The sequence below is a fragment of the Kitasatospora arboriphila genome (genome assembly GCF_039528095.1).
Classification (GTDB): Bacteria; Actinomycetota; Actinomycetes; order Streptomycetales; family Streptomycetaceae; genus Kitasatospora; species Kitasatospora arboriphila.
The window spans coordinates 45441-62263 of sequence record NZ_BAAALD010000004.1; the positions used below are offsets into that span (position 1 = coordinate 45441).

12 protein-coding genes are annotated in these 16823 nt (G+C 74.3%); 2 read left to right on the top strand and 10 right to left on the bottom strand.

The window, feature by feature from the left end; genetic code table 11:
- Positions 1–29: 29 nt before the first annotated feature.
- The 7 genes from ABD353_RS03410 to ABD353_RS03440 form a co-directional block, all read right to left on the bottom strand.
- Positions 30–1166, bottom strand: coding sequence for a glycosyltransferase (locus tag ABD353_RS03410; RefSeq protein WP_344621933.1), 1137 nt, complete (start codon positions 1164–1166; stop codon positions 30–32).
- The gene (locus ABD353_RS03415; protein ID WP_344621934.1) at positions 1163–1969 is read right to left on the bottom strand and encodes a polysaccharide deacetylase family protein; all 807 of its coding nucleotides are present in this window, start codon (positions 1967–1969) and stop codon (positions 1163–1165) included. The genes ABD353_RS03410 and ABD353_RS03415 overlap by 4 nt, the downstream gene beginning before the upstream one ends.
- The gene (locus ABD353_RS03420) at positions 1959–3836 is read right to left on the bottom strand and encodes a lipid II flippase MurJ (RefSeq protein ID WP_344621935.1); all 1878 of its coding nucleotides are present in this window, start codon (positions 3834–3836) and stop codon (positions 1959–1961) included. Before ABD353_RS03420 ends, ABD353_RS03415 begins: the two co-directional genes overlap by 11 nt.
- Entirely contained in the window at positions 3833–5161 is a 1329-nt protein-coding gene (locus ABD353_RS03425) for an O-antigen ligase family protein (RefSeq protein ID WP_344621936.1), read from the bottom strand. The genes ABD353_RS03420 and ABD353_RS03425 overlap by 4 nt, the downstream gene beginning before the upstream one ends.
- Before the next feature lies 1 nt (position 5162).
- A complete protein-coding gene (locus tag ABD353_RS03430) occupies positions 5163–6647 on the bottom strand; it encodes a sugar transferase (protein WP_344621937.1) in 1485 nt (494 codons plus the stop codon).
- A 285-nt stretch (positions 6648–6932) separates the two neighbouring features.
- The gene (locus tag ABD353_RS03435) at positions 6933–8111 is read right to left on the bottom strand and encodes a glycosyltransferase family 4 protein (protein ID WP_425555064.1); all 1179 of its coding nucleotides are present in this window, start codon (positions 8109–8111) and stop codon (positions 6933–6935) included.
- A gap of 161 nt (positions 8112–8272) precedes the next feature.
- On the bottom strand, positions 8273–8710 hold the full coding sequence (locus tag ABD353_RS03440; RefSeq protein WP_344621938.1) for an SRPBCC family protein: 438 nt from the start codon (positions 8708–8710) through the stop codon (positions 8273–8275).
- Positions 8711–8835: 125 nt separating this feature from the next.
- On the opposite strand from ABD353_RS03440, the gene ABD353_RS03445 reads away from it, so the two are divergent.
- Positions 8836–9729: a HipA family kinase gene (locus ABD353_RS03445; protein WP_344621939.1), complete on the top strand. Its 894-nt coding sequence runs from the start codon at positions 8836–8838 to the stop codon at positions 9727–9729.
- A gap of 106 nt (positions 9730–9835) precedes the next feature.
- Here the strand turns inward: ABD353_RS03445 and ABD353_RS03450 are convergent, their stop codons facing one another.
- The 3 genes from ABD353_RS03450 to ABD353_RS03460 form a co-directional block, all read right to left on the bottom strand.
- A complete protein-coding gene (locus tag ABD353_RS03450) occupies positions 9836–10189 on the bottom strand; it encodes a hypothetical protein (RefSeq protein ID WP_344621940.1) in 354 nt (117 codons plus the stop codon).
- Positions 10190–10320: 131 nt separating this feature from the next.
- Positions 10321–11808: a S8 family peptidase gene (locus tag ABD353_RS03455; RefSeq protein ID WP_344621941.1), complete on the bottom strand. Its 1488-nt coding sequence runs from the start codon at positions 11806–11808 to the stop codon at positions 10321–10323.
- 208 nt (positions 11809–12016) lie between these two features.
- On the bottom strand, positions 12017–14938 hold the full coding sequence (locus ABD353_RS03460) for a glycoside hydrolase family 48 protein (RefSeq protein WP_344621942.1): 2922 nt from the start codon (positions 14936–14938) through the stop codon (positions 12017–12019).
- A gap of 289 nt (positions 14939–15227) precedes the next feature.
- Here ABD353_RS03460 and ABD353_RS03465 point away from each other — a divergent pair, with 289 nt between their 5' ends.
- The gene (locus ABD353_RS03465) at positions 15228–16721 is read left to right on the top strand and encodes a cellulase family glycosylhydrolase (protein ID WP_344622038.1); all 1494 of its coding nucleotides are present in this window, start codon (positions 15228–15230) and stop codon (positions 16719–16721) included.
- Positions 16722–16823: the final 102 nt, after the last annotated feature.

Sequence of the window (16823 nt, forward strand, 5' to 3'; positions counted from 1 at the left end):
TCCTTGGCTCGGTCGGTGGTGTCGCGCGTTCAGGCCCGCAGGGCGGCCGGCCGGGGCGGCGCGGTGCGGGCCGGGCCGAGCCGGTCGTAGAGGTCGGCGAGTTCGGCGGCGATCCGCGCGATGTCGTAGTGGTGGACGGCGGGCGGCGGCGGGAGCCGGCGCGGCGGTGCGGCGCGCAGCCCGTCCAGGGCCTCGGTGTAGGCCCCGGCGGTGGACGGCAGCCGGTGGGCGGCGGGGGCGGCGTCCGGGCCGAGCGCGTCCAGGGCCGGACAGGCGGTGCGCAGCACCGGCAGGCCCGCCGCCAGTGCCTCCAGCACCGTCAGCCCGAAGGTCTCCTCGGTCGAGGGGGCCGCCAGCACGTCCATGGCGGCGAGCAGCTCGGGGACGTCGTCGCGTTCGCCGGTGAAGACGGCGGCCACCCCGGCGCGGGCGGCCTGCGCCTCCAGGGCGGCGCGTTCCGGCCCCTCCCCCACCAGCAGCAACCGGGTGTCCGGGCCGGGCCGGGCGGCCAGCGCGGCCACCGCCTCCACCAGCACCTCGAACCGCTTGCCGGGCACCAGCCGGCCCACCGCGCCGACCGTGAACGCCCGCTCCGGCAGGCCGAGTCGGGCCCGCACGGCGGCCCGGGTGCGGGCCGGCACGGCGTACCCGGCGGCGTCGATGCCGTTGGGCAGCAGGTGGACCCGGTGCGGCGGCACGCCCCAGTCGTGCAGGGTCGCGGCGACCTGTCCGGAGACGGCGACGGTCGTCCGGCCGAGGCGCTCGGCGGCCAGGTAGAGCGCCCGGACCCCGCGGCCAGCCGGCCGGCCCTCGATCACCCCGGGGTGCAGCGAGTGCTCGGTGGCCAGCACCGTCCGCACGCCGGCCAGCCGGGCGGCGAGCCGGCCGTACAGCCCGGCCCGGTAGAGGTGGGTGTGCACGGCCTGGTAGCGCCGGCTGCGGATCAGCCGGGTGAGCCGCGGCAGCACCGCGAGGTCGCGGTTGCCGCGCATGTCCAGCTCGTGCACGGCGAAGCCGTCCGCGCGCAGCGCCTCGGCGACCGTGCCCGGGTTGGTGAGGGTGGCCACCTCGCAGTGGTGGCGGTCGGGCAGGTGGCGCAGCAGCAGGTGCAGCTGGCGCTCGGCGCCGCCCGCGGCGAGGCCGGTGACCACGTGCAGGACCTTCATCGGACGGCCTCCTGGCGGGCGGCGGGCACCGGGGCGGCACCGCGCAGTCCGGTCACGGCGTCCCGCCAGTGGTGCCGGCCCTGCTTGGCGAGCAGCCGCAGCGCGCCGTCGCGGTCGCCGACGTAGCAGCGCGGCAGCGCGAACCTGCCGGTGAGCTCGCCGTGCTCGATGGCACAGGCGTACTGGTACCCGGCGTCGCGGACGGCCTCCACGGCGGGCCGGTCGACCGCCCCGTACGGGTAGCAGAAGCCGGTCACCGGGCCGCCGACCAACTGCTCCAGGGCCCGCCGGCTGCCGCGGGCCTGATCGGCGAGCTCGTCCGCGGACAGCCCCGGCAGCCTGCGGTGGGAGAGCCCGTGCGAGCCGATCTCCCAGCCCGCGGCGGCGAGTTCGACCACCTGGTCGACGGTGAGCAGCGGCTTGCGCGGGCCGTCCGGGTCCCAGCCGTTGTGGCCGCCGAGCAGATCGGGCACCACGTAGGCGCTCGCGGTGAAGCCGTGCCGGCGCAGCACCGGCACGGCGTACCGGGCGAAGTCCGCGTAGCCGTCGTCGAAGGTCAGCCCGACCAGCCGGGCGGCGGCGCCCGCGGCCCGGGCCCGGAGGAGTTCGCGGACGCTCACCCCGCGCCGGCCGCTCCGGGCCAGCCAGGCCATCTGCGCGGCGAACCGCTCCGGGCTGACGGTGAGCAGGTACGGGTCGTGCTCCTCGTGGGTGATCGAGTGGTACATCAGGATCCACGGCGCCGACCGGGCCGGGTGCGGCTGGGCGGGCAGGGCGGGGCCACGGGCCGGTTCAGCGTCCATGGGGCTTCCTCTCAGCAGCCTGGGTGACCGGACCCGCGGCCCGGAGGAGGGCGCGCACCGGGTCACGGACCTCGGGTGCGCCGAGGACCGTGCCGAGCCCGGCGAAGACGAGCACGACGGTGAGACCGCCGAGCAGGGTGGCCGGCAGCGGCGCGGACGGGCCGGCGGCGGCCACCGCGCCGGCCGCGGCGGCGCCTACCGCGGCGGCCAGCAGCCGGGCCTGGCCGCCGAGCACCCGGGGCAGGCGCAGCGCGATGCCGCGCAGCAGCAGGCCGCGGAGCAGCAGCACCGCGGCGGTGGTGATGCCGGCCGCGTTGCCGGCCGCGAGGCCGAGGGCGCCGTACCGCGGGGTGGCGGCCAGTCCGACGCCGGCGGTGACCAGCAGGCCGACGGCCATCGCGGCGACCGGGTACCAGTCCAGCGGCCGCAGCCCGGCCGGCTCCGGGTCGCCGGCCCGGCGGACCACCGGCCGCAGCGAGAAGAACGGCCGGACCATCACGCCGATCAGCGCCTGCGCGGGCAGCCCGAAGCTGTACACCCGGATCACCTCGGCGGTGGCGGCGGTGTCGTGCGCGCCGAACGCGCCGCGCTGGAAGAGCAGCGCGACCACGGAGGGTGCGCAGGCCATCAGGAAGGCGGTGCCGAGCAGCACGACCGCGGCGGCCTGGCCGAGGTCCTTCTCCACCCGGTCGCGGGCGGCGGCGAGGTCCCCGGCGGCCAGCGCCCTGGCGACCAGCGGGAAGGTCACCGTGACGATCAGGATGCCCGCCGTCATGGCGAGCTGGGAGACCTTGGCGGCGTAGTTGAGGTGCGAGATGGTGCCCGGCGGCAGGCCGGAGCCGAGGTAGCGCTCGACGAAGACCTGCGCCTGCCGGGTGAGGGTGAAGGTGGCGACCGGCAGCATCGCCAGCGGGATCAGCACCAGGCCGCCGGCCGCGGCACCGCGGGCCGGGCGGGCCGGCCGCCGGGCGGCCCGGGCCTGTCCGGCGGATCCGGCCGGATCGGCGTGCGGCGTGGGGCGCCCGTCCGGGCGTGCGCCCGGGGCGCCCTCGTGCTGGACGTGCTCGGGCGATTCGGGCGTGCGTCCGGACGTGGGGGCACCTCCCGGCCGGGGGCCGGGGGAGATCCGGCGTCGCGCGCCCGGCAGGATCCGCCGGACGGGCCCGAGCAGCAGTCCGGCCATCAGCAGGCTGCCGCAGGTGACGCCGAGCGCGGCGGAGCGGACCCCGAGCAGGGCGTGGCCGCCGAGCAGCACGGCGAGGATGCCCAGGTTGTACGCCACGTAGATGCCGGCCGGGGCGGTGAACCGGTGGTGGGCGCGGAGCATCGAGCAGAGGTAGCCGACCACGCCGAACGGCAGCACGGTCAGGGCGGTGATCCGGGTGCAGGTGACGGCGAGTGCCGGGTCGGCCAGGCCGGGGGCGAGCAGGCCCACCAGCGGGCCGGCGCCGACCGCCGCGGCGAGGGTGAGGGTGCACAGCGCGAGCAGCAGCCAGGGCAGCGTGGCGCGCACCAACTGCCGTACCGGGTCCGGGCCGTGCGGGCGTTCCTCGCGCAGCACCAGGGCCAGGCTGAACGCCGGGACCATCAGGAAGGCCATCGCGTCCTCGATCAGCAGCGGCGCGGCGGTCTCCGGCACCGTCCAGGCGACGAGGAAGGCGTCGGTGCCCCGGGTGGCGCCGAAGTACCGGGCGAGCAGCAGGTCGCGGAGCAGGCCGAGACCGGACCCGGCGGCGCTGAGCACCGCGGTGACGCCGAAGGCGCGGGCGACGAAGCCGCCGCGCCGGGGCCGGGCGGCGGCGTGCCGCGGGCCGGGGAAGGCGGCCCGGGCGGGCCGGGCGGTCGTGGTCCGGCGGTCGCCGCTCATCGCGCCTCCGGGTCCGCCGGGCCGGGGAAGGCGGCCCGGGCCGCGAGGCCGAGCACCACCGAGGTCAGCACGGTGGTGGTGCCGCCGATGTCGGCGTAGAGGAAGTCGACGAGGATCCAGACCAGCAGGGCGAGCGCGGCCAGGGCGCCGCCGCGGGCCCGGCGCAGGCAGCCGGTCAGCAGGGCGAGGAAGAGCGCGGCGTACGCGGTGATACCCAGCAGTCCCTGCTCGCTGAGCACCAGGAAGTACATGTTGTGCGGTGAGAGCAGCGGTTCGCGCTGGAAGCCGATCGTGGCGTCCTCGGCGTCGCTGCCGGAGGAGAGCCGCAGCGGGGCGTGGCCGTCGCGCAGTTGCTGGAAGGCCTTGGGCCCGGCGCCGGTGGCGGGGTGGTCCTGCCAGATCCGTCCGGCGGTCGCCCACAGGTCGTAGCGGTCGCTGACCGACTGGTCGGGGGCGGCCTGCACCGAGCCGATGCTGCCGAGCCGCTCGGCGACGCCGGAGGCACCGAGGCCGAGTCCGCCGACCAGCACCACCGCGGCGGCCGCGCCGATCACCGCGCAGCGCAGGGCGAGCCGGGCGTCGGCGCGCAGCATCAGCACGGCGACGGCCGCGGCGCAGGCGATCCAGCTGCCGCGGCTGAAGGAGACGGCGAGCGGGAAGGTCAGCAGCGCGGCCGCGGCGTACAGCGCCCGGCGCAGGGCCGGCCGGCCGCCGGGGCCGCGTTCGCCGAGCGCCAGGGCGAGCGCGGCGAGCAGTCCGAAGCTGACCACGGTGGACATCGCCATGATGTCCAGGGCGCCGAAGGTGCCGACGGCCCGGACCGGTTGGCCGGCGTACGAGGCGCCGGTGCGGGTGAGGTACTGCTGCGCGCCGACCGCGCCCTCGACCAGGGCGGCGGCGACGAAGGCGCCCAGCACCAGCCGGCGGTCGCGGCGGGTGCGCAGCGCGCAGGCGACGGCGGCGGGCACCAGGACGAAGATCTGCACCAGCCGGACGAAGCCGGTGGTGCTCGCCTGCGGGTCGATCGAGGCGAGGGTGGCGGCGGCGGCCGCGCAGACCACCGCGCCGAACAGCAGGCAGACCGTGCGGTCCAGCCGGGCGCGGCCGCGCAGCAGGTCGGCGGCGGTGAGGGCGACCAGCAGCAGCGAGGCGAGGTCGGCCGGGGTGATGTGGACGGCGGCGGTGACGTCCTTCTCCCCGGTGGGCACGCAGACCAGCAGCACGGTGGCGGCCGCGGCCGCCGCGGCGGGCCGGGGTGCGGCGGGCAGCCGCCGCCACCACTGCGGCAGCGGCGCGGTGCGGGCCGGCAGCGTTCCCGACGTCACGTCAGCTCCCGTCCGGGTGGAGCATCAGGACGGCGGTGCGGAGCAGGATCTTGGCGTCCTGCCAGAGGCTCCAGCTCTCGATGTAGCGGTTGTCGAAGCGGGCCCGGTCCTCGATGGAGGTGTCCCCGCGCAGGCCGTTGACCTGGGAGAGGCCGGTGAGGCCGGCCGGGACGCGGTGCCGGTCCTGGTACTCGGGGTAGGCCTGGCCGAAGCGCATCACGAAGTAGGGGCGTTCGGGGCGGGGGCCGACCAGGCTCATGTCGCCGCGGACGACGTTCCACAGCTGCGGCAGCTCGTCCAGCGAGGTGCGGCGCAGCAGCCGGCCGACGGCGCCCATCCGGTGGTCCTGCGAGATGTTCCAGCGGGTGGCCGACTCGTGCTCGTTGCTGGGGCGCAGGGTGCGGAACTTCAGCAGGGTGAAGGCCTGGCCGTCGAGGCCGGTGCGCTGCTGGCGGAAGAGCACCCCGGGGCCGGTGTCGCAGCGGACGGCGAGCGCGCAGGCGGCCAGCACCGGCGAGAGCAGCAGCAGGCCGAACCCGGCGGCCGCGACGTCCAGGGCGCGCTTGGCGACCCAGCCGGGGCGGCGGACGGCCGGGCGCTCCAGCGGCAGGCAGGGGAAGCCCCACAGCTGGTCGGTGCCGCGCCGGCCGAGGGCCGCGTACTCGCGCAGCTGGGGCACCACCCAGACCCGGCAGCCGAGCCGGGCGGCGGTGCGCAGCGCGGCGGCGGTGGCGGCGTCGTCGGCGGCGCCCTCGGTGGCGATCACGTGGTGGATGCGCTTGCGGCGGATCTGGCTCTCCAGGGCGTCGTGGCCGCCGAGGAGCCGCAGCGGGGCGTCCGGGGCGAGCAGGACGGGCTGGGAGTCCAGGTAGCCGACCGGCCGCAGACCGTACTCGCGGTGTTCGAGCAGGACGGCGGCGATCCGCTGGCCGAGCTGGCCGGCGCCGAGCACCAGGGTCGGGCTGGGGCGCCGGCGGCGGGCGCGGCGCAGCAGGGCGTAGGCGGCGGCCCGGCCCAGGCAGGCGAGCAGGGTGAAGGCGGTGAGCAGTCCGGCGAACCTGAACAGCGCCGCCGGGCCGGGCACGAACCGGCCGAGGCAGGCGGCGAGGGTGACCGCGAAGGCGGTGGAGACGGCGGCGCGTCCGGCGAGGGCGGGGAGGTCGTCGAGCGCGGAGACGGTGAGCCTGCTGCGGTAGAGGCCGCCGGCCAGGTTGAGCGGCAGGAGCAGACCGAGCAGCGCGGCGGCCAGCGGCGGCGGGCCGGGGGTGGTCAGGGCCGCGGCGGCGGCGAGGGCGAGGACGTCGCAGCCGAGGAGTCCGGCCGGGAGGGCGACCCGAGAGCGCAGCGGCCGGCGGTGGCGGCCGACCTGCGGTGCCGGACGCGCCCGGGGACCTGCGGCGGGCCGCTCCAGCAGCTCGGTGCCGAGCAGCCGCCGGGCCGACAGCGGGCCCCCCGGCCGCGGCACGCTCTCGTGGTCAATGGTCATCGGTGCGCGAACTCCCCTGTGGTGTACCCGCGGTCGCGGGGGCGGCCGACCGGCCCGAACCGTGCCCGGTGCCGGGGCACGACGAAGTGGACCCTCCGAACAGGTGCGAATCAGGCAAAATCAGACAATAGCGATCGCCGTTGTCACTGCGGCGAGTTGACGTGCCGTGTCATGCCACCTGCTCATTGGTCGGACTGTCGGACGACTCGTACGCGGCGCCCCCGACCCGGCGGCGGCTGCGGACTGGGCAGCAGCCCGCGGGGGCTCCCACGGTCGGATAAACGATCAGAATCCCTGGGGGACACGGGAATCGGGGCGACCGGACGGACGCGCGGGCAGCACCCCGCGGTACACCGCCTCCACCTGCTCGACCGTGCGGCGGACGTCGTGCCGGTCCGCCACGTGCGCCCTCGCCAGCCCTCCGCGGCGCGCACAGGCGTCCGGATCGGCCAGCTCCTCGACCAGGCGTTCGGCCAGCGCGGCAACGTCCCCGGGCGGCACCGGCGGCACGGCACCCCCGGGCGGCAGGCACTCGCGCGCCCCGGGCACGTCCGTGAGCAGCACCGGGCGGGCGGCCGCCATCGCCTCCAGCGGGGCCAGCGCCATGCCCTCCCAGCGGGACGGCAGCACCACCAGGTCCGCGGCGGCCAGCCAGGGCCGCGGATCGCCCACCCCGCCCGCCATCAGCACCCGGCGCGGCCCGGGCAGCGCCCGGACCCGCTCGGCCAGCACCGCCTCGTCCGGACCCCCGCCGACCAGCGCCAGCCCGGCGCCGGGCACGGCCTCGGCCACCCGCGGCCAGGCGTCCAGCAGCACGTCCTGGCCCTTCTGCCGGCAGAGCCGGCCCAGGCAGACGGCGAGCGGGGCTTCCGGGTCCAGGCCGGCGCCGGCCAGTCCGAGCCCGGCGCGGGCGGCCCGCCGGTCGGCGGCGCCGGCGGGCACGTGGTGCTCCAGGTCGACCCCGTTCGGCACCACCCGCCAGGCGGCCGCGATCCCCGCCGCGGCACCGTCGGCCCGCTCCTGCTCGCTGACGCACACCAGCGCGTGCGCCCAGCGGGCGGCGTACCGCTCCCAGCGCAGGGTGGCCCAGGCCACCGCGCCCTCGACGGCCGCGAAGGACCAGGCGTGCGGCTGGAAGACGGTGGGGACGGACCCGCGCACCGCCAGCCGGCCGGCCAGCCCGGCCTTGGCGCTGTGCAGGTGGAGCACGTCCGGTTCGGCGGTGCGCACGATCCGGCGCAGCCGCCGCACCTCCCCCGCGGTGGCGGGGCCCGGCGCCCGGCCGGCCGGCCAGTCCAGCAGTTCCGCACCGGCGGCGGCCGCCTCGGCGGCGAGCAGCCCGCCGGGCGGACAGGCCAGCAGCACCCGGTGGCCCGCCGCACGCTGCCCGCGGACGAGGTCCACCACCACCCGGGCCACCCCGCCGTCGACCGGCTGCGCGGCATGAAGGATCGTCAGATACACGGCCGCGAGCCTAGGTTGGGGCGGCCTCCGGCGGGCCCGGGATCACCCGTCCCGGGGACGGGGCGCCACCCGTACGGCGCGGGCCGTCCGCACGGGTGTGCGCAGGGTCGTACGGCCGCTCGACCAACCGGCGGACGGCTGCTCGACGACCCCCCCGACGGCTACTCGACCTCGGTGGAGAGCCGGTCGAGGACCGCGCCGTGGATCCGGTTGAGGCCCTTGGGCGCGAAGGTGCGCTCGAAGAAGCCGCCGATGCCGGTCGCACCCTGCCAGGAGGCGTCGACCACGACCTTGGCGCCCTCCCCCGCCGGGGTGACCGTCCAGGTGATCACCATGCTGGAGTTGGCGTCCGTCTCCACCAGGGTCTGCGGCCGCGGCTCGGTCACCGAGAACAGGCAGTCCCGGACCCGCTTCTCGGTGGCCTGCAGCCGCCAGTGCACCTGGGTGCCGGCGCCCGTGCCGCCCGCACGGACCTCGTACTCGCTGTACTGCTCGGGCAGCAGCCGCGGCCGGACGGTGGCGTAGTCGGCGAGCGCCTCGTACACCCGCTGCGGGGACGCCTGGTAGACCCGCTCGGTGATGGCCTGGACCTTGCCCATGGGGGCTCTCCTTCACTGGACTTCGCCGCCGCCGCTCGGGGGCGCCGGCCGAACGCGCCCAAGCCAACCACACCGGCCCCGCCGCACCCGCGACTCACCCCGGGGCGCGGGTTAGGCTTGCCGGTGTGCTCGATCAGGTGACCGCCCTCCGCTACCTCGATCCGCTGCGTGCCGGCGGGTCGGTGCCCGGCGTGGTCGAGACGGACGACCTGGGCACCTACGTGGTCAAGTTCACCGGTGCGGCCCAGGGTGCCAAGGCCCTCGTCGCCGAGGTGATCGTGGGCGAGCTGGCCCGCCGGCTGGGGCTGCGGGTGCCGCCGCTCGTCCTGGTCGACTTCGACCCCGCCGTCGCCGCCCACGAACCGGACACCGAGATCCAGGACATCCTGCGATCCAGCGCCGGACTCAACCTCGGCATGGACCTGCTGCCCGGCGCCCGCGACTTCACCCCCGGCGCCCTGCCCGTCGACCCGCTGGAGGCCGGCCGGATCGTCTGGCTGGACGCCCTCACCGGCAACGTCGACCGCACCGTCCACAACCCCAACCTGATGGTCTGGCACCGGCGGCTCTGGCTGATCGACAACGGCGCCGGGCTGATCTTCCATCACCGGTGGTCCGGCGCGGCCGCCTCGGTGCTCAAGCCGTACCCGATGAACGCGCACGCCCTGGGCGCCTTCCGGCCGGCGGTGGCCGCGGCCGACGAGGAGTTCGCACCGCGGGTGACCGAGGAGCTGCTGCGCGAGGTCGTCGGCCTGGTGCCGGAGCCCTGGCTGGCCGACGAACCCGGGTTCGACTCGCCACAGGCCGTCCGCGACGCGTACGTGGCGCACCTCGCCGAACGGGCCGCGGGGTCCGCCGCCTGGCTGCCGACCGAGTTCGCCTCGCCCGAGGAGCTGCGGGCCGCCGAGGAGCGCCGCGCCGCGGCCACCATGGCCGCCCGCCCCGCCTGGCTCAAGCAGGTCCCCAACCGCCACGGCCTCGCCCAGGTCGAATCCGACTGGACCCGCCACATCGGCTGACGAGGGCGAGCCGCCAGGGCGCGTGGGGCCCTGATCTGCCCTACCCGACCAGAAGCGGTACCCGTCCCCGGACTGCGCAGTTCCCCGGCCCCCTGTTGGCTCACTCCTAATACAAGGGCGGTACCGGCTCTGCGCCGGCGGCGAGGAGGAGGCCTTCGGCGAGGGTGCCGCAGAAGAGGCAGAAGGCCACCAGTGCGGCCCGTTCCAGGGGGTCCAGTCGGCGTACCCGTGGTGTCCACAGCAGCAGTGCCGCCCCGCAGAGGCCGGCCAGCGGGCCGCCGAGCACGAGGAGGCCGGCCCCCAGCCAGTCGCCCGCTCCGGCCGAGGCCGTCCCGCCCGCGCCGAAGCAGACGCCGATCGCCAGCAGCACCAGCCCCGGTACCGCGACCACCAGGCTGCCCGCGAGCACCAGCACCGCGCCGGTCCTGCGCCGTCCGTCCGTCCCGACCATCCCGACCACTCCCCCGCTCCTCCGGCCCCCGTACCGAGGGTCGCCGGAAACGGCCCTGCCCCGCCTGAGTACGGATACTCGGGCGGGGCAGGGGAGTTCGTCCGTCGTTCAGCCGGCCGAAGCCCAGGACGTCACCGACGTCACAGGCGCCACCAGTCGGCGGCCTTGTCGGCGTTGACGATGCCCGCGCCGTAGAAGCCGTTGCCGTGGCCGGAGGTCTCGCAGACCGCCTTCCAGGCGCCGTCGCCGCTGGGGTCGAAGGTCGCCGGGCAGGAGTGGTCGTCGGCCTGGTGCTGCAGCATGGCGCGGAGCTCGTCCGGGCCGGCCCACGGGTGGGTGGAGGCGAGCAGCGCGGCCACGCCCGCGGCGTGCGGGGAGGCCATCGAGGTGCCCTGCATGTAGGCGTACTTGTTGCCGCGGACGGTGGAGAGGACCCGGCCGTTCTTGTCGGGGGTGTCCGGCAGCTGGTAGCGGGAGTCGCCGCCGGGGGCCGCGACGGTGGCCTTGCCGAGGCCGTAGCTGGAGTAGAAGGACTTGTCGCCCTTGTCGCCGACGGAGGTGGTCACCACGATGCCGGGCAGTTCGGTCGGCAGCGAGACGCAGTTGTCGTCGATCGGCCGGGGGGCGGGGGTGGTGTCGTCGGGGCTGGTGGTGTCGGTGGTCTTGTGGGCGAGGTCGATGTTCTCGTTGCCGGCGGCGGCGACGCTGAGCACGCCGTTGCGCTGCGAGAAGGCGACGGCCCGCTTGACGGCGGTGACGATCGCGGCCTGGTCGGGGTCGGTCTTGCAGTTGAACAGCCACGGGTCGATGTAGTAGCTGTTGTTGGTCACCTGGAAGTGGTGCTCACCGGCCCACATGAAGCCGCAGATGGCGTACTCGGGGTAGATGAACCCGCCGTCGTCGACGACCTTGACCGCGGCGAGGCGGACGTTCGGCGCGATGCCCTCGATGCCCTTGCCGTTCTTGGCGGCGGCGATGGTGCCGGCCACGTGGGTGCCGTGGTCGCTGGAGGTGGGCTGCCAGGACTGCCAGGAGGTGTCGGCCTTGCCGCCGTTGATGCAGGAGGCGGAGAGCGAGGCGTCGACGTTGGGCGCGAGGTCCTCGTGCGTGGCGTCGATGCCGGAGTCCAGGACGCCGACGACCACCCGGCGGCTGCCGAGGGTCTTCTCGTGGGCCTTGTCGACCCCGATCTTCCGCATGTCCCACTGGTTGGCCCAGAGCGGCTCGGAGCCGTCGGCGGGCGCGGCGGTGGGGACGGCGGCCGGTTCGGCCACCTCGACGTCGTTGCTCTGGACGATCCCGGCGGTGCGGCTGGCACCCACCGAGTCGACGGTCTTCGAGGAACGCAGCTTGGCCGCGAAGTCCTTGTCGGTGGAGCGGGCGACGACCACGCCGATCTGCTCGTAGGAGACGACCACGGTGCCGCCGAGGGCGGCGATCTCCCGCTCGGCCTTCTTCACCTGGCCGTGGTTGGCCTTGGTGTTCACCACGTAGCTGAGCAGTGGGCCGGGCGCGTCCGCGGCGCCGGCCGCGGCGGCGGTTCCCGACGGCAGCGCGATGGCTCCCGCCGTGGCGAGGGCGAGGCCCAGCGCCGCCGTCCTGGTCCGGCGTATCCGAGGAACACTCATAGGGGTTGACCCTCCGGAGTCTCGAAGTGTGCCCCGCTGGTGGCGGTGGCACGTGAGGTGGACCGGACGCTATTGAACGCGCGTGGTGATCCGCAAGACCACGGACACGAAATGCGCACAACAGCGGTGCCCGGCCCGCTGTCAGCCGGGCCGGGCACCTGTCCTGTTCGTCCGTCACGTCACGGTGGGGCGAAACCCCGTGTTGCCGTCAGGAGTTGAAGAGCTCCCCGTAGGTCGCGAGAGCGGTCGCGATGTCCGCCTGCGCCCAGAAGCGGTGGTACGTGAAGGTCGGCGCGGCGCCGCCGTCCAGGTAGGACTGGACCTTGGCGAAGGCCGGGTCGTTCTTGTAGAAGGAACGGATGGAGAGGAAGGTGGACGCCGAGTTGATCGGGTCGCCGTTGGGCATGGTGCCCGTCCAGCCGGACGGGACGGAGACCGAGTCCTTGAACCGGCTGTAGTCCGTGCGGGTCTCCGGGACGGAGATGCCCAGCGCGTCCTGGTTGTTGGCCCACATGCCGTCCAGCAGCTTCTGCGCGGCGGTCTTCGCCGCGGCGTTGCCGGACTTCGCCGCGTAGTAGGACAGCAGCTTGGCGTACGAGCCCGCGACGCCGACGTCACTGGTCTGGTCGACGACGGTCACGTGCAGCGAGGCGTTGCTGCCCGGCGCGCTCGCGTTCCAGGTGTCCGGCTTGCCCGTCCAGGCCAGCGTGGACGGGATCTTGAACGAGCCGTCGCTGTTGAACGTGGTGTTCGCCAGCGCCCAGGTGACCCACTTGTCGAGCACGGCCTTGGCCTTGGTGTCGCCGCTCGCGTAGTAGTACTCGGCGAGCCGCTCCACGCCCCAGGCCTGGAAGCCGAACCACTGGTTGGACGGCGGGTCGTGGTAGACCGGCGCCTCGTCGTAGTACATCCCGTAGAAGGTCGGGGTGCCGGCCGGCGGGGTGGCGTAGGCGCCGTCCCAGCTGTTGGTGGCACCGCCCGCGATGGCGCCCTCGCTGGACTGCAGCCACTGCAGGAACTCCACCTGGCGGCCCAGGCTGGTCGTCCAGTCGGTCTTGCCGGTGGCCGACTTGGGTGCCATGGCGGTGTTGTTCACCAGGGCGTAGGCGGCCATCGGGTTCTGGTAGCCGCCGTGCGCGGCGCTGTCGCCGATGCGCCAGGCCCAGCCGGCGCTGCTGTCGGTGGCGCCGCCCCAGGCGTAGTACCAGGACAGCAGGTAGTGCTCGCTGCTCTTGCCGGAGCCGGCCGCGCAGACGGTCGGGCCGACGCAGTTCCCGATCTTCTTGAAGTACTTGTCGAAGAACGAGTAGCGCAGGTAGTCGCCCATCTTGCCGGCCTTGGCCACGGCGGTCGCGACCTGCGAGCCGTTGCCCTGGGCCTTGGCCCAGGTGTCCGCCCAGTAGGCGGCCTGGATGGCGCGGGCGTCGGCGTCCGGGGCGTCGGTGAACTTCCACTGCTTGGCGTAGGACGCGTCCTTGATGAACAGGTCCAGGTAGCCGTTCTTGCCGCCGTAGGCGAACTTGTCGCAGGTGGGCTGCGGGATCGTCTCCCAGACCGACTCCTGCGGGCCGCGCTGGTAGGTGTTGATGTAGGACGGTCCGGTGTCGGTCGGGCCGGCCTCGCACTTGCCGGGCGAGTTGCCGTAGCCGTACACGTTGTCCACGTCCTGCAGCCAGTGCATGCCGTAGATGTCGTCGGTGCCGTAGGCGGACTTCAGCTCCGCGGCGATCGGGTCGTTGCCCGGGGTCACCGAACTGTCCATCTGCGACGGGTAGTCGCTGGGCAGCGGGTGCTCGGGGGCGTAGGTCGCCGGCTTGCTCGCGTTGTAGAAGCTGTTCGTCGACTGGTCGGCGTGCGTGGGGATCATGTACGTCTCCATGAGCGTCCACGCCGCGTTGAACTTCGACCAGTCCTTCGTCACCCGGCCGTACTGCGCCTCCAGCCACAGCAGGTAGCTGTAGGCCTCGGAGGTGGTCTCGTGGCCCTGGTCCGGCGCCTCGACCAGCAGGGTCTCCACCGAGTGGTAGGGGATGCCCTCGGGCGAGAAGTAGCCGTTCGCCGGCGCCTTGATCTTGTTGTAGAGCTGCAGGAAGCGGTCGTCGTAGACGCCCGTCCCGGCGGCGAGTTCGGTCACCGTGACCACCGAGCTGGTGTAGCCGGTGGCGGTGGAGGTGAAGTTCGCGGAGCCGGTGGAGCCCGCGTCGGCCGCCAGGGTGACGGTCTGCGCGGTGGACCAGTTCGACGGGGTGAAGGTGAGCGTGGCACCGGCGCTGATGGAGAGCCCGGTGTTGCCCGAGGTGCGGGTGGTGGTGACGGTGACGTTGCCGCTGGGCTGCGAGGACAGCTTCAGGGCGAAGGTGCCGGTCTTGCCCTGGGTCACCGACAGGGTGGTGGGCACCGCGGTGATCGACGGGCCGGCGGCGACGGTGATGCCGGCCGGGGTCGACTCGCTGGTCGCACCGAGGCTGTCGTACGCCTTGGCGTAGACGGAGTGGCTGCCGGAGGCGGCACCCGTCCAGCTGAAGGTGTACGGCGCGGTGGTGGCGGTGCCGATCAGCGTGGTGTTGTCGTAGAACTCGACCTTGCCGATGGACGCGCCGTCCGCCGCGGCGGCACTGGCGGCCAGCGGGATCGCCGCGCCGGCGGCGTAGTTCGCGCCCGCCGAGGGGCTGGTGAGCGCGACCGTGGGGGCGGCGTGCGCACCGGTGCAGGCGGTGCCGTTGACCGCGAACGAGGTCGGCGCCGCATTGGTGCCGCTGTAGGAGAAGTTGGCACCGGCGGTCACCGACTGTCCGGCGCCGATGCCGGTCGCCCAGGCCGGGTTGGTGACGGTGACGTTCTTGCCGGACTGCGACCAGGTGCCGTTCCAGCCGGTGCCGGAGAGCGCCTGGTTGCCGGTGTAGGCGTACGTCAGCGTCCAGCCGTTGACCGCATCGGTGCCCTTGTTGCTGATCTTCACGTTGGCCGTGAAGCCGGAGCCCCAGTCGTTGGTGCTGTAGTCGACGGAGCACTGCAGGGCGGCGGCCGCGGCGGGGTTCGCGACCATGGTGGTGAGGCCGGCCGCGAGCACGGCGAGCGCCACGCCGAGCGTGGACACGCGGGTGGTCCGGGAGATGGCGGGGGGTGACATCACGGCTCCTGAAGGTGGGGGAGATCGACGGCGAGGCGGCGATGCACGGCTCTCGCTTCAGTGCGTGGATCTGTGGGAGCGCTCCCAAGAATGGTGACGCGTTACAGTCATGTCAAGAGATTGCGCAGCAGAGAGGCTTGGCAACTCCCGTACCGCTGGCTATGTTTCAGCCCGGGCCTGTGGGAGCGCGCCCATGAAGCACTCTCGTCGAGGAGTGGACATGTCCCTCCGCACCACCGCCCTGGCACTGGGGTCCGCGCTGGTCGCGACCGCCGCCGCGGGGCTCGCCATGGTCGGCCCCGGCACCGCCGCGGCCGCCACCACCGCCTGCACCGTCGACTACACGACCAACGACTGGGGCTCCGGCTTCACCGCCAACGTGAAGATCAACAACTTGGGCACCACCGCGGTCAACGGCTGGACGCTGACGTACGCCTACACCGGCAACCAGACGCTCTCCGGCACCGGCTGGAACGGCACCTGGTCGCAGTCCGACAAGAACGTCACCGTCACCAACCCGGCCTGGGCGACCGGCATCGGCGCCGGACAGTCGGTGACCGCCGGTGCCAACTTCTCCTACAGCGGCACCAATGCGGCGCCGACCTCGTTCGCGCTGAACGGCGTCGCCTGCACCGGCACCGGCCCCACCCCGTCCGGCTCGGCCAGCGCCTCGGCCTCGGCCTCGCCCTCCGCGAGCGCCTCCGCCTCCGCCTCCCCCTCCCCCAGCAGCTCGGCCTCGCCGAGCAGTTCCTCCTCGCCCACCGGCAGCACCGGCGCCCCGGCCCTGCACGTCTCGGGCACCTCCCTGGTGAACGAGTCCGGTACGGCCGTCACCCTGCACGGCGTCAACCGCTCGGGCACCGAGTTCATGTGCGTCCAGGGCTACGGCTTCTTCGACGGACCGGTCGACGCCGCGGCCATCGCGGCGATCAAGAGCTGGCACGCCAACGCCGTCCGCGTCCCGCTCAACGAGGACTGCTGGATCGGCACCAGCAACGTCAAGCCCGAGTACGCCGGCGCCAACTACCGCTCCGCGATCAAGGGTTGGGTGGACGCACTGCGCAACGCCGGCCTCACCCCGATCGTCGAGATGCACTGGAGCCGCGGCCAGTACACCGGCAACTCCTCCGGCTGCGCGGACGTCAACGCCACCTGCCAGAAGCCGATGCCCGGCGCCAACGCGGTGCCGTTCTGGAGCTCCGTCGCGGACACCTTCAAGGACACCGACCAGGTCGTCTTCGACCTGTTCAACGAGCCCTACCCGGACCGCTCGGAATCCTCGACCACCCAGGGCTGGCTCTGCTGGCGCGACGGCGGCAGCGCCTGCCCCGGCATCCCCTACCAGGTCAGCGGCTTCCAGACCCTGGTGGACACCGTACGGGCGACCGGCGCCAAGAACGTCATCATGCTCGGCGGCCTGGCCTACTCCAACGACCTCGGCCAGTGGCTCACCTACAAGCCGACCGACCCGACCGGCAACCTCGCCGCGGCCTGGCACGTGTACAACTTCAACACCTGCTCCAGCACGTCCTGCTTCGACTCCGCCCTCGCCCCGGTGGCGGCCAAGGTCCCGCTGGTCGCCGGAGAGATCGGCGAGAACACCTGCAGCCACGGCTTCATCGACCAGGTGATGGCCTGGCTCGACGCCCGGAAGCTCGGCTACCTCGGCTGGACCTGGAACACCTGGGACTGCAGCTCCGGCCCCTCGCTGATCAGCAACTACGACGGCACCGCGACCAACTTCGGCGCGGGCCTGCGGGACCACTTCCGCGCGATCGGCTGACGCCCGGGCATCAGGTGCACCCCCTAGGGGCGCGGGGAAATCGGGCTCGCCCCGAACCACCAGGGCGACCACCCCCGGACTGCGCAGTTCCCCGCGCCCTGG